Source organism: Okeania sp., assembly GCF_035285525.1.
Lineage (GTDB): Bacteria > Cyanobacteriota > Cyanobacteriia > Cyanobacteriales > Microcoleaceae > Trichodesmium.
Window position 1 is genome coordinate 31,171 of sequence record NZ_JAYKGW010000187.1, and the last position, 15,290, is coordinate 46,460.

The window sequence follows — 15,290 nt, forward strand, 5'->3', positions numbered from 1 at the left end:
ATTACCAAAAAATGAGGTATAAAGCCTCCTCTTTGAAGGAGATGAAAAAATATTTAACACGGTTCCCGATAAATCAGTATTTCCAGCCTTCGACTTTAGTCGGAGCTTCGCTGATAACTGATAACTGAAATGACCTCTTCTTATAAAGAAAATGATTAGCTAAAAGGATTTTTTTCTTATTTATCCATGAATGGAGAGACTTTATACTTTAATTTTTTCGTAAGAAGAAAGAAGGAAGAAATATTCAAAAAAAATTTAAAATTATGTACATCTCCAATGTAATTACTCCCCCTACCTAACTCCTAAATTCTAATTGGTATCGAAATCTTAGAACTTAAAAATCATTGATAAATTATAATAAAAAACTCTAATATGCTGAAAAATATAAGTAATTAATATGCAGGATTTTCCAAGTATTAAATGAATATTTAGCTTGACTAAAAGATACTAATTTTGGATTCAGTAATTAAGGCTTGCTGATTAAATATCAAAGCATTTATAGATAAAGGTTTGAACAATAAAAGTAAGGCTCAATTATGAATTAACAGTTATTCTAGAACTCCTCTAAATCCTAACTCTTAACTACTCCTTACTCCCTACTCCCTACCATAGCAAAAAGATTTTCCATAAGCAAACCCTAATTAATAATTACTCTTAAAAAAATTGAGTATTAGTTCGGAGTGACTTATTTTCTTTTTTTCTCCCTAAAAAGAGAAGCTTTAAACCTTAAAACTTTGGTATATTTGTATTTTTCCTAGATTTTTAAATTGCTTTTTCCTGCTCCATTCTGAAATAGCTGATGACCTAATACTTATGAAAAAAGATTAATTTTTGACAAATTGAATATATAATATATACTACTAAATTTCCCTTTTATTTCCTGGGTTATGTTCCGCAAACATAATTTCACTTCTTGGAGATTAATTCCTCCTTCGATGTGATAATTAAGTTAATAACTAATAGCTGATGGCTGATAGCTTATATATAAAATCCATGATGCCTGAAACTGTAATTTCACTACAAAATGTTTCTAAATGTTTTAAGCGATATCCACATCCTGTAGATCGTTTAAAAGAAATTTTACTGCCTGGAAAAAGTCGTGCTGATGAATTTTGGGCAGTGCAAAATATAAACATAGAAATAGAAAGAGGACATACTTTAGGAATTGTAGGGCGGAATGGTTCAGGAAAAAGTACCCTTTTACAAATAATTGTTGGTACTTTAACACCAACAATAGGAAAAGTAAAAGTTCAAGGCAGAATTTCTGCTCTATTAGAACTTGGTAGTGGATTTAATCCGGAATTTACAGGCAGGCAAAATGTTTTTTTTAATGCTCAGTTACTAGGATTAAAAATACCAGAAATTGAAGCAAAATTTGACCAAATTGCTAGTTTTGCTGATATTGGTGATTTTATTGACCAACCTGTAAAAACATATTCTAGTGGAATGTTTGTTAGATTAGGATTTGCTGTAGCTACCAGTGTAGAACCAGATATTTTAGTTGTTGATGAAGCACTTTCTGTAGGAGACGAAGCATTTCAAAGAAAATGTTTTGCTCGTATTCAAGACATTCAAGAAAGAGGAGGAACAATATTATTTGTCTCTCATGCTGCTTCCACAGTTGTGCAACTTTGTGATTCAGCAATTTTGATGGATAATGGGGAAATGTTACTTTATCATACTCCTAAATATGTGGTTTCTAAATATCAGAAACTAATCTATGCTTTTCCTGATAAAGTTCCCTCCATTAGAGAAGAAATTCGCCAAATTCCTGATTTAACTATTCACGATTTTTTTGATGATGAGGAGACAAATGAATCTACATCTAAATCTCAAGAAAATAGTGAAAATCAAAGTAAAGATAGGATTGCAGAAGCAACAGAATATGAAGAAATTTATGACCCAGAAATGATACCTTCAAATACTATACGTTATCCTGATAAAGGAGCAGAAATTATTGACCCCCATATTATTACTTTGGATGGTAAAAGAGTAAATCATTTAATTAATCGTCGGGAATATTACTACACATATAGAGTAAAATTTATTAATTCTACATCTAAAGTTAGGTTTGGAATGTTGATCAAAACTCTTAGTGGTTTTGAGTTAGGAGGAGCGTCTTTACATAGTTCTACTAAATCTGTAGAATATGTTGCAGCTCAACAAATAGCTATAGTTAAATTTAAGTTTAAATGTTTACTAAATCCTGGTGTATATTTTTTAAATGCTGGAGTTGTGGGAATGGCAGACGATCATCTAACATATTTATCTCGTTGTATTGACATAGCTATGTTTAGAGTGCAACATTGTAGTGATTCATCCGGTACGGGTGTGGTTGACTTTTTGATAGAACCTAGATTAATAATTAATAATGGATAATGAAAAGTGTATCTAATTATCAATTATTAATTACCTTTAGTTAAAGCCGATAGAATTGAATTAATTATGGAAATATTATTTCTTTTTTTTATGAAAAGGAAAGGTTTTAAACCTCTGGAGATTAATTATAGAAATCAACTCTTATGTTGTCATAATTCAAAAACTAGAAATAAATTTTTAAACTCTTACCAATTGACCAAAAAAACTTGGGTAGTTACGCCTCTTCAAATAAGAGGATAAAAAAAGAAGGCTCGGTATTTAAAGCCTCCTTATTCCACAATATACTAATAACTAATAACTGATAACTGAAATAACCATTACCTACAGAAATATTCTTAAAAAGCTGTAAGATTATAGACACAAATAAAATAGAATTTCTAGATCAATTATCTATTAGTAAGTAGTGTAATTTTTTTCATTGTATATAATACTTTAAAATTCACCTACTTATTAAAGTCTACTATCGAAAAACTTGAGGTATTTGTTTGTTTACTAAATACCTTCTTTCTTTTTCCTTCTTCCGTAACCATTCAGCTATTCCTACGGAATGCGCTCGCATTCAGCAATAAGACCCTATGTTAAAGATAGGTTTTAAGTGAATATAGACTTTAGAGCTGACTTTATAGTAAAATTTTTTTAGCTTAATTAAGAGAGCTTTTATCACTTACTAAAAGCAATAGCTGATAGCTGATGGCTGATGGCTGAATGCTTACCTTCTTCTTTCTTCCTTAAAATCTAAAAATATGAACACTGAAAAAATAGATTTCAATCATAAGTTAATTATAGATAATTTTCTTCAAGACCAAACTACCAAACCGGAAATAATTAACATAAAAATTCATCCACAAGATGAAATGTATCTCTATGCTTTGAAAAATACAGATGGGAAAAAAGAAGAAGCTCTACTACGATATTTTTCTAATGGCAAAAGAATTTTTGATGCAGTTAAACAAATTGTAGAATGGTATTTTAATGGTTTTGAAAATATCTCTTCTTTTTTAGATTTTGCTAGTGGTTATGGGCGTTTTAGTAGATTTTTGGTTCAGGAAATACCGACTAATAAAATATGGGTTTCAGATATTTATTCTGAAGCAGTAGAATTTCAAAAACAAGAGTTTGGTTTTGATGGGATAGCTTCAACTACTGCTCCTGAAGATTATCAAATAAATCAGAAGTTTGACTGCATTTTTGCTTGTTCTTTCTTTAGTCATATTCCTCAAAAAACTTTTGCTAGTTGGTTAGAAAAGTTATATAGTTGTTTAACTGAAAATGGCATATTAATATTCAGTACCCATGATTTATCTTTGATGACTATAGAGACAGATATAGAGGCAGAAGAAATTTATTTTACTCCAGAAAGTGAAAGTCTTTTTCTGAATACTGAAGATTATGGAGTTACTTATGTGGGAGGAAAATGGGTAGGTAAAATAATTGAAAAAGTGACTCAGGGAAAAGCAAAATGGCATCGAATTAAAAAAGGTCTTTGTGGATTCCATGATTTATATATTATTGGGAAGGAGGAATTCTTTATAAATTCAAAAGTTAAAAGTCAGGATTCAAAAGTTGGAAAGGAAGAAGTATTAATAAATTCAGAAGTTAAAAGTCAGGATTCAAAAGTTGGAAAGGAAGAAGTATTAATAAATTCAGAAGCAAAAATAGAAGCAGAAGTAGAAAGTAATCAGTTAGAAGTATTTATAAATTCGGAAGAATTAGCAGAAAATAATCAGTCAGAATTATCTCTAAATTTAGAAATTAGGAAGGAAAAAGTTTGGGAACAAATAGATGAATTATTAAACTTTCATTGTCATCCTGATGGAGGTTGCCAAAAATTTGAAATTACAGCTACAGGGGAACTTTATTTAGAGGGATGGGCAGCAGATATTAATCAAGAAGAAAAGGTAGAAAAAATTTCAGTTTTAATCAATGGAAAAGAAGTAGTAAGCTGTTTACCTAAACCTGAAATTAAGAATAAAAAATATCAATGGTCATCTACTATTAAGAGTGAATATCTATCACCAAATAACATTATCCTAGTAAAAATTATTAATAACTTCCATTTTGAACGAGTAGTTAATATTTCTCCTATTAATACCATTGCATTACTTCCACCAAGTCATCTGTTATTAAGAATAAGTGGTAACCCTAGTGTTAAAGCTTTTATTAGTTCATTTGATGATCTTAGACATACAATAAAAAATTACCTTCAAACCGCAGGATTTGATTTTAATCAATTTGAAAATATACTAGATTTCGGCTGTGGAGTCGGACGTTATTTAATGGCGTTTCAACCTGAACTTTTGCCTAATCAAAAATTATTTGGTTGTGACGTTTTTCCCGAATGTGCTGAATGGTGTCAAGAAAATATTAAGTTTGCTACGGTTAAACGTAACGATATTCAACCACCTTTACCTTTTGAAAATAATCAGTTTGATTTAATTAATTCTATTTCAGTATTTACTCATCTAAGTATAGATTTACAACATCTTTGGGCTTGGGAAGTTTATCGAGTTTTGCGACCTGGGGGAATATTATTTATGACTCTTCACGGACCTCAATTTTTCCCAGTAGTTTATGATATTTTTCTGACTGGAAATGCTCATAAAGCGGAAATGTATAGTATTGGTGAAGAGGGATTATTTTTATATCTTGACCATGAGGGAGAAAGAGATGGTCAAGGTCAAAATACTATTGCAGCAGTTCATACACCTGCTGCTTATCAAGAAATATTTTCTATGTTTAAACACATTAAAAGATTTCCTCAAAGTAATTTGGCAAATGGGCAAGATTTATATATTTTACAAAAGCCAATTTCTGGTACTTTGGTTGCTCAACCTCTGAATGTGAAGTCAAAGTTCAAAAGTCAAAATTCAAAAGTTAGAAGTAAGAAGTTAGAAGTTCAGAATTTTGAGAATAAAGAAGATTTGGCAAAGACTCAGGAAGAAATAATCGGAAATATTGACTCAGATGTGATAACTCAAAAGTTGGAAGTTGACAATTTTGAGAAGGAGGAGAAAGTTGGAAATGTCGAAGAAGAAATAATGGGAAATATTGACTCCGAAGTGACAACTCAGAAGTTGGAAGTTGACAATTTTGACAATAAGGAGAAAGTTGCAAATGTCGAGGAGGAAATAATCGGACAAAATATAGAAGAGGAAAAAATTCTCATATCTGATAATAGAGAAACTCAAAATTTGTCGGAAGTGCCAAAAGTACCTTTGTCTAGTGATGGAAAAATTGAAAATTTATCAGAGCAAACATTGTCTGAAAGTTATCACTCTCAAACTGAGATGAAGTTTCAATTACAAGGTCAAAAAATATTCCGAGTTTATCCACAAATTGAACCTATGGGAAATTATTCTCTTGCTTCTAAAATTGAAATTATTGACAGCAAAAACGAAGAAATTTTAGTGCAAAAAACTATTCCTTTAAATAATAAAAAAATATTTGGTAAAACTAACTATGGAGTGATACAAATAGAAATTCCTGAATACTCAGGAGAAGTAATTGTCAGATTAAAAACTTTCATTACTGACTGGATTAATTTACCACTAGAACAAGAAGTATTAGTATATTGGAATTTTGCCAATTTTGCTTAGAAAAAGCTTTTAGCTATCAGCATTCAGCGGTCATCAAGATTATTTTTTTTAAGGTTAGTAAAGGATATTTCAATCTAAGTTAAGGGCGAATATCCATGATATATAGTTAACATTAAGGAGAAAAATTACATGAAATCAACAGTTTTAATTATTACAGGAATGCACCGTTCGGGAACTTCTTTAACTGCTTCTTTATTTCAGAGTGTAGGAGTAAATATTGGGGAGAAATTAATTGGTCCTGAATATGGAAATATTAGAGGGCATTTTGAAGATATTGAGTTTGTTGAACTACATAAACAAATCTTGCGATCGCAACATATTGATGAGTTGGGTAGCAATGTGGAAATTTCTGAAATTCCGGTTAAAGATGAATATTTGGAAGCAGCAAAAAGACTGATAGAAAATTGTCAAGTAAAAAATGAGAAAGTAAATAAATTTTGGGGATGGAAAGACCCGAGAACTACATTATTTTTAAGTTTTTGGTTGCGGTTATTGCCTGATGCTAAGTTTATTTTTGTTTATCGTTCCCCTTGGGAAGTTGTAGATTCTCTTTATCGTCGAGGTACTGATAAAAAGTTATTGGAACAACCAGAGTTAGCTGTGAAAATGTGGTGGGATTATAATCGGAGAATATTGGATTTTTATCAACAATTTTCGGCACAATGTTTAATTGGAAAAGTTGATACTATTGGCAAAAATTCTGAGGGTTTTATTGAAGCAGTTAATGAAAAATTTGAAATTGATTTGTCAGCGCCTCCCCCTGGGAATTTTACTGAATCTTTATTGGTGAAAGATATTAGTAAAACTACTAAACCTGGTTTGATAGAAAGATATTTTCCAGAAGCTTTAGAGGTTTATAAGGAATTAGAAAAAATTGGTGTGGAAGAAGGAGTCAGCAGCTTTTATGAAGTTAGACTTCAGAAATTAGAAGTCGGTAGTGAAGTGTCTAAAGTTAAAGATGAAAATTTAGGTACTAAAAATTGGGAAGTCGGTAGTGGAGAGTCTAAAGTTAAAGCTGAAAAAGTGGGAAGTCAGAAATTAGAAGTTGGTAGTGAAGTGTCAGAAGTTAAAGATGAAAAGTTCGGTACTCAAAATTGGGAAGTCGGTAGTGAAGTGTCAGAAGTTAAAGCTGAAAAATTAGGTACTAAAAATTGGGAAGTCGGTAGTGAAGAGTCTAAAGTTAAAGATGAAAAGTTCGGTACTAAAAATTGGGAAGTCGGTAGTGGAGAGTCTAAAGTTAAAGCTGAAAAAGTGGGAAGTCAGAAATTAGAAGTTGGTAGTGAAGTGTCTAAAGTTAAAGATGAAAAAGTGGGAAGTCAAAATTTAGAAGTCGGTAGTGAAGAGTCTAAAGTTAAAGCTGAAAAATTAGGTACTAAAAATTTAGAAGTAGGTAGTGAAGAGTCAGAAATTGAAACTAAATCAGAATTATGGGAATTTCGAGATTGGTTAAATATTCGGAGGTTAGAAAAACAAAATAATCTTTTAGAAAAACAAATTAATAGTTTAGAAACAGATGTAGAAAGATGGAGAGAAATATTTCGAGAAGCACAACAGAAAGTAGGAAATTTAGAAACAGAATTAGGAGAAACTCAACAACAACTTGATAATAGAACAATCAAACTTCAAGAGTCTGGTAAAAAATTAGAACTACTTGAAACAGAATTAGGTAAAACTCAAGTTCAACTTGAAGCTAGAGAAACAAATTTACAAGCATCTCAAACTAAAGTAGTTACATTAGAAAAAAAATTAGGGCAGACTCAATCTCAACTAGAAAATAATCAAATTAAATTACAACAGTCTCAAACAAAAATCTTTATATTAGAAACAGACTTTGGGAAAACTCAGGCAGAACTTGATAACTCAAAAACTAAATTTAAAGAAGCATTAACTAAAATATCTAATTTAGAAACAAATTTAGGAGAAACTCAACTTCAACTAGATGGTACTCAAATTAAATTAACTGAGTCTCAGGAAAAAATTGGAATATTAGAAACTGATTTAGGAGAAACTCAAAATCAACTTCAGAATCAAGTTCAGACAAATAAAATTCAATTAGGAGAATCTCAGGAAAAAATTGGAATATTAGAAACAAAATTAGGAGAAACTCAAATTACTCTCGAAGAAACCAAAGCAGAAATTTTAGCTATGAAATCTTCTAAGTTTTGGAAACTTCGAGAAAAGTGGTTTAGTTGGAAAGGGAAAATAAAAAAGGTTCTGAGAAGTTTACAACCGCGCTTCGTTTTTTCCATCGACTCTCCTATTAATTGGAAATTTTATAATTCTCAAATAGAAATAGTTGGTTGGTGTTTCCACAATACTCTCGACATCCAAAATATTCGCGCCAAAATAGGAACAGAAATTTTTCTTGGTAATTATGGCATTCCACGAAAGGATGTTGCTCAACTTTATGAAGAAGTAAAAATTCAAAATTCAAAAGTAAAAATTCAAAAGTTAGAGATTGGAAGTAATGAGTTAGAAAATGAAGAAGTCGGAAGTAAAAAGTCAAATAATACCTCGACTCTAGAAAATTGTGGTTTGGAAATTTCTGCACAACTTTCTTCAGGAAATTATCAGTTAATTCTGGAAGCGGAGGATAAAAAGGGTAAGTGGCAAAAATTTGCGAGTTATCCTATATCGGTATCTACTGTTGAGGCAAATTTTGATGCTCCGACAAATTGGGAACAACGGGAGGGAATAATTTTCTTTGCTGGTTGGTGTTGTCATCCAGAACAGAAAATTACTAAGTTAGTTTTAAAATGTGGGGGTATTTCTGTAGATTGTGCTTATGGTTTGCGTCGGAAAGATGTGGGGGAAGTTTTTCCAGATTGGGTGGGAAGTGAGTATAGTGGGTTTGAAGTAACTGTGGAAGTTCCATCGGGAAAATGGGAAGTTAGTTTAGAAGCATATTTGGAAAATGGGGAAGTGGTAGGTTTTTCTTGTCAAGAAATTTTCAAACTAAAACGTTATAGTTTCTGGGATAAAACTCAGGATAAATTTCAAGATTTATATAAATTTAGTCAAGCTCTTCAGAAACGAGTTGCCGAAAGAAAACAAAGATTAGGTCGCATTTTACCTTTACCTTCAGAAATACCTAATATTGTCAGACAAATATTAACTATATATAGAGAGCAACAAAAATTGGAGGGAGAATTATTACCTCCCCCTGAGTTTGTTTTGCCAGAAACTATAGATGTTTATGATGCTTGGTTAGCAGTAAATAAATGGGGCGATCGCTCTCGTCAATATTTAATGTCTCGTTTGGAAAGTTGTCGGACTGCTTTACCGAAAATTTCTGTGGTGATGCCTGTTTATAATCCACCCCTAGAATTTTTGCGCAAGGGAATAGCCAGTGTACAAAACCAAGTATATCAAAATTGGGAATTTTGTATAGCGGATGATTGTAGTAGTAATTCGGATGTTCGAGAAATTTTGACGGAAATAGCTCAGACTGACTCTCGGATTAAATTAATATTCCGTTCCGAAAATGGAAATATTAGTGCTGCGACTAATTCTGCTGCGGAACTTGCTACGGGAGATTTTATTCTTTTTATGGATAATGATGATGAACTTACTCCGGATGCTTTAGGAGAAGTTGCTCTATATATAAGTGAAAATCCAGAGACGGATTTTCTTTATTCGGACGACGATAAAATTACTACGGAAGGGAAAAGATTCGCTCCTCAATTTAAACCAGAATATTCTCCAGAGTTGTTACTTTCTTATATGTATATGGGGCATTTATGTGTAGTGAGAAAGGAAATTTTTGACAAAGTTGGAGGTTTAAGAATTGGTTTTGAAGGTTCTCAAGATTATGATTTTGCTTTAAGAGCAACGGAATTTTCTCGTCATGTCGGACATCTACCTTTAGTATTATATCATTGGCGAACTTCTCCTGGTTCGACTGCTATTTCGGGGGGGGAAAAACCAAAGAGTTTTCTAGCAGGTGAAAAAGCAGTTCAAGAAAGTTTAATTCGTCGAGGTATAGCAGGAAAGGTTGCTCAACCAGATTGGGCAATACGAGAAAATTTAGGAATTTTTAAACCTACTTTTCCTGATCAAGGTGATTCGGTGACTATTATTATTCCGACGAAAAATCAAGCTAAGTTATTGAAGGCTTGTATTGAGTCTTTGCAAAAGACAACTTATCAGAATTATCAAGTTTTTGTGATTGATAATGAAAGTGATGAGTCAGAGAGTTTAGAGTATTTGGCAAGTTTAAAAGATTTATTTTTAGGTGAAGCAAATGTATCGGTTTTGCCAATTCCTAATAATGATGGAAAGTTTAATTTTGCTGCCATAAATAATCGTGCTGTTGAGAGGGCAAAAACTGAATATATTTTATTTTTAAATAATGATACGGAGGTGATTTCTTCTAACTGGTTAAGTCAGATGATGGGTTATGCAAAAATTCCTGGAGTCGGAACAGTCGGAGCTAAATTAATTTATCCCGATCAAAGGATTCAACACGCTGGTGTGATTCATGGTTTACATCATGGTTTAGCAGGTCATGCTTTTAAATTATTATATAGTGAAAATAGGGGTTATCTTTCTCAAGCATTTGTGTCAAGAAATTATTCGGCAGTAACGGCAGCTTGTATGTTAACTCCTCGGAAATTATTTTTAGATAATGGTGGTTTTGATGAGGAAAATTTTGCTGTTGCTTATAATGATGCAGATTATGGTTATCGACTTTTAAGAAGTGGTTATCGTTCGGTTTATTGTCCTGATGCTGAGTTGATTCATAAGGAAGGAACGAGTCGTGGTTATTCTGATAATCCTCAAGAGGAGGCAAATTATCGTCGGAAGTATTCTAGGATGATAGATGGTTTTTATAGTCCTCATTTTTCTCTAGAAAGTGAGTTATTTGAAATTAAACCGAGAAGATATTTCATTGAAATTGAAAAGTCAAAATTCACAAGTAAAAAATTAGAAAATTCTTCAAAAGAGTCAGAATTAAATTCTCAAACATTAGAGGAAAATTCTGCTAATGAACCAGAAATAGATGTTCAGACAAAAGTTGATAATCTGCCCAAAGATTCTCAAATAAATAGTCAGACAAAATTTGATATTTCTCAAAAAGAGTCAGAATTAAATTCTCAAACATTAGAGGAAAATTCTCCTAATGAACTAGAAATAAATGTTCATAAAAAAGTTGATAATCTTCCCAAAGATTCCCAAATAAATAGTCAGACAAAATTTGATATTTCTCAAAAAGAGTCAGAATTAAACTCTCAAGCAAGAGACTGCCTGTTCCCTCATACAAACATTAAAATATTGATGTGTAGTAATTCCTTAGACTTAACTGGTGCACCACTTCATCAATTAGAAATTGCCCTAAAATTAGCCAAAGACGGAATTATTGAACCAATAATATTTTGTGTCAGCGATGGGGAACTTCGAGAAATTTATCAACAACAAAATATTCAAGTAATTGTTAAAGAAAACCCCCTAGAACATATCTATCAAATAGATGCTTATAACGCAGCCTTAACCACCTTTGCTGAACAAATAAAATCTCTAAATATTGATGTTATGTATATCAACACTTTAGAAAACTTTTTCATGGTAGATGTCGCTCAAATGTTAAACATTCCTAGTGTTTGGAATGTGCATGAAAGTCAACCTTGGCAAACATATTTTAATCGTTTTGGAAACGAGATAGCTGCCAGAGCATTAGAATGTTTCCGTTATCCTTATCGGATAATTTTTGTTGCTGATGCTACTCGAAATAGATACCTTCCTTTAAATAGTCATCATAACTTTACCGTCCTTCATAATGGATTAGATTTAGAACTATTAAAAAAAGCAGCAACTAAATGGTCTAGAAAAGAAGCAAGGTCAACTTTAGGAGTACAAAAAGATGAAATAGTTATTCTCTTATTAGGTACTGTCTGCGAAAGAAAAGGTCAACATGATTTAGTAAAATCTCTATCATTTATTCCAGAAAAAGAAATAGAAAAAATCAAATGTTTTATAGTAGGTGATCGCCCGAATCTTTATAGTTTAAAATTACATGAACTTGTCAAAAATTTGCCAGAAGAAGTTCAGAAAAAAGTAGAAATAGTAGGAGAAACTCCTGATACGGCAAAATATTATCAAGCAGCAGATATATTTGTTTGTACTTCTCGAATAGAAAGTTTTCCCAGAGTAATATTAGAAGCAATGGCTTATAATTTACCAATAGTTACTACTCCAGTTTTTGGCATAGTTGAACAAGTTAAACCAAATATTAATGGTTTGTTTTATACTCCAGAAAATCCAGAAGAATTAGCAAATGTTTTGACATCTTTATTAATAGATGAAGAGTTACGTCAGAGATTTGCTAATAATGCTAAATATGTATTGGAGTCGTTAAATACTTTTGCAGAAATGACCGAAACTTATGGTGAAATATTCCAAGAAGCTTACTTTTCTTTAGATAAATTAGCGCACAAGGATTATACCACGGCACACAAGGATTTAGGCACGGATACACGGATTAATTAGTAGCTTTAATTTTACTAATAGATTCTAATTTGATGTTACTTTTGACTTTGGTTTCAAAGTAATTAAATATTTTTGCATAAATGTTAGATTTGTAAATTCCTTATTACCAAAAAAAGAAGTCTAAAGCCTCCCTTTTTAAGGGAATGAAAAAAAACGATTCAGTATTTCAAGACTCCTAATGAATTAGGAGGTACTAATAACTAATAACTAATAACTAATAACTAATAACTGATAACTGATAACTGATAACTGAAATAACCTACTCCCTACTCCCTATAAAAAAATGATTTTTATTAACCCTAAAACAGATTTTGCTTTCAAGAAAATTTTTGGTTCTGAAAAGAGCAAAGATATTTTAATTAGTTTCTTAAACGGCATCCTTTATGATGGTAATCCTACCATTAAAGACTTGGAAATTCTTAATCCTTATCTTGTACCAAAAGTTCGGGGATTAAAAGATACTTATTTAGATGTTAAAGCTAAAATTACTGGCAAAAAAACTGTGATTATTGAAATGCAAGTCTTAAACCTAGAAGGATTTGAGAAACGGATTTTATATAATGCAGCTAAATCTTATTCGACTCAATTAGACTCAGGAGAAGATTATACTTTATTGAATCCTGTAATTGCTTTGACTATTACAGATTTTGAGATGTTTTCTGGATTAGATAAAGTGATTTCTCGGTTTCTATTAAAGGAAAAAGAATACTTGATAGATTATCCAATTTACGACATTGAATTAATATTTGTAGAATTGCCAAAATTCCAGAAAGAAATTTCAGAATTAGTAACTCTTACTGATAAATGGCTTTATTTTCTCAAGAGTGCGAATGATTTAGATTCTGTACCAGAAATCATGGAAGAAGTACCAGAAATAAATAAAGCATTTGTAGTTGCTAATCAAGCTAATTTAACTAGGGAAGAAATTGAAAATTTAGAGGCTAGACAAATCTATATATATGACCAAAAAAATTCTATTAAAAGAGCTAAGAATCAAGCAATCGAGGAAGGTAAACAAATAGGTATTCGAGAAACTCAAATTGAAATTGCCAAAAAATTACTTGAGTTTTTAGATGTAGAAATAGTTAGTAAAAATACAGGTCTGAGTTTAGAAGAAGTTAAACATTTGAGAGAACAATAAACACACAAGGATTATGCCACAGATATACAGATTAATTAGTAGGTTTTACTACTTGCTGAAGAGGAATGCAAGAACAATATCTATCTGGTTTTATCTGGTTTTGTTGAAACTTAAGAAAATAAAGATTTTGATTCTTGCTCAAAATTCCTCTAACTTATAATTAAGCACTAATAACTAATAACTGATAACTGATAACTGATAACTGATAACTGTTTCTATGACCAACGTTTTTTCCAATGAGATGTCGGTTCCAAAGATGATTTTTGTTGCTCTAACTGACGGCGATGCAAAATAACTTCAGCAGAGTCTGATAAACTTGGGTCACGATAAGGAATACCAGCGCGAGTAAGTAAATGTTCTTTTTCCTTTTCCGAAAGTGGGGGTAAATTTTCCTCCCCAAAACTAGCTACTGTTCCTGGCGATCGCCTACCCACTGGTGCAGTAGAACCAATTTTCAAACCAGCTTTAAGTAATGCTGTTCTCACTGCTGCGGAACAAGAATAGGTTGCCAGATAACCATCCGGTTTCAGAAAGCTACTGACTAAAGATAAAAATTCTACCGTCCAGAGTTGAGGACAACTAGGTGGTGAAAAAGGGTCAAGAAATATAGCATCTGTCTGGAAACCAGAGTTACTTAATTGTTGAATAGCTTTCCTTGCGTCCCCTGTGAGGAGTTGAGCGTGAATTTTGTCTTTTTCTAATTGGTGGGTTGTGGCTAGGGTTGCTAATAATTCTGGCACAGGTTCAGGCCAACTATTGAGAAGACCTTCGGCGATCGCTGCTTTTGGCACTTCTGGGTCTAACTCTAGTCCCACTTGCATAACTTTGCAACTAGGATTAATTTTCCAAATAGCCGCTAAAGCTGAGGCTGTATTATATCCTAGTCCGTAACAAATGTCAAGTAAACAAACTACAGATTGATTTGATTCTACTTTAGATAGTAGTTGAACTGGGTAAACAAATTTATATTCGGCTTCTTGTTGAGCGCCAAAATGAGAGTGAAAAGTTTCACCAAATTCAGGTGAAAAGAAAGTCCATGAACCATCTGCTGTTAGTTGTGGTGTGAATTTATAATTTGTCAATTCTTCCTTTTCAAACTTTTATCGACTAGACAGTACAAAGTTATAGGAATAATTATTACTCTTTGAAGGCTTTCAGATATCTAAAGGTGAGAAACTTTATATTCGGAATTTTAAGTTCTGTAAGCTTTTTCCAATAACGCTTTCAGTATACTCGCCAATTCTCAATTTGTACTTTCAAGTTATCTATCAATGCTTTGATATTTAATCAGTAAGCTTTAATTATATATTCTTTTGACCAAAAAATTAGGAAATTAATTTTGTATAACCAACTATAGCAATTTCCAAACAGCGGAAGGTACGAATCCTTGCCAAAATAAAAGTCCCTTCATCAATCTTGACAAGGGACAAATAACGATCAGGGTGCATCTACTGAGCGCAGTATAACACCTGTGATGGGTTTAGCCCATCTGTTTTTGTTAGAAAAATCATATAGTAAAGAAAAAAAATATAAGTTTAATTAAACTAATTTCAAATACTCAAAAAAAAAGCCCTCTAGCCAAAATTGACCAAGGGACTATAACTATCAGGGTGCATCTACTAAAATTAGTATAGCTTAAACTAGGGGGTAAAACCCCTCACTTAGTTATATTTATTAATTATAAAAAA

The 15,290-nt window shown here is 31.8% G+C and carries 5 protein-coding genes; 4 read left to right on the plus strand and 1 reads right to left on the minus strand.

Features of this window, described 5'->3' with window-relative positions; genetic code table 11:
* The first annotated feature begins 996 nt into the window (after positions 1–996).
* From VKJ25_RS18510 to VKJ25_RS18525, 4 genes are all read left to right on the plus strand, one after another.
* Entirely contained in the window at positions 997–2,379 is a 1,383-nt protein-coding gene (locus tag VKJ25_RS18510) for an ABC transporter ATP-binding protein (protein WP_324238120.1), read from the plus strand.
* 743 nt (positions 2,380–3,122) lie between these two features.
* Positions 3,123–5,975, plus strand: a complete 2,853-nt coding sequence (locus VKJ25_RS18515) for a methyltransferase (RefSeq protein ID WP_324238116.1) — start codon at positions 3,123–3,125, stop codon at positions 5,973–5,975.
* A gap of 129 nt (positions 5,976–6,104) precedes the next feature.
* A complete protein-coding gene (locus VKJ25_RS18520; RefSeq protein ID WP_324238117.1) occupies positions 6,105–12,461 on the plus strand; it encodes a glycosyltransferase in 6,357 nt (2,118 codons plus the stop codon).
* A gap of 283 nt (positions 12,462–12,744) precedes the next feature.
* Positions 12,745–13,602 carry an Rpn family recombination-promoting nuclease/putative transposase gene (locus tag VKJ25_RS18525; protein WP_324238118.1) on the plus strand — a complete coding sequence of 286 codons (858 nt, stop codon included), beginning with the start codon at positions 12,745–12,747 and terminating at the stop codon, positions 13,600–13,602.
* Positions 13,603–13,817: 215 nt separating this feature from the next.
* Here VKJ25_RS18525 and VKJ25_RS18530 read toward each other — a convergent pair whose 3' ends face one another.
* Positions 13,818–14,684 carry a tRNA (5-methylaminomethyl-2-thiouridine)(34)-methyltransferase MnmD gene (locus VKJ25_RS18530; RefSeq protein ID WP_324238119.1) on the minus strand — a complete coding sequence of 289 codons (867 nt, stop codon included), beginning with the start codon at positions 14,682–14,684 and terminating at the stop codon, positions 13,818–13,820.
* Positions 14,685–15,290: the final 606 nt, after the last annotated feature.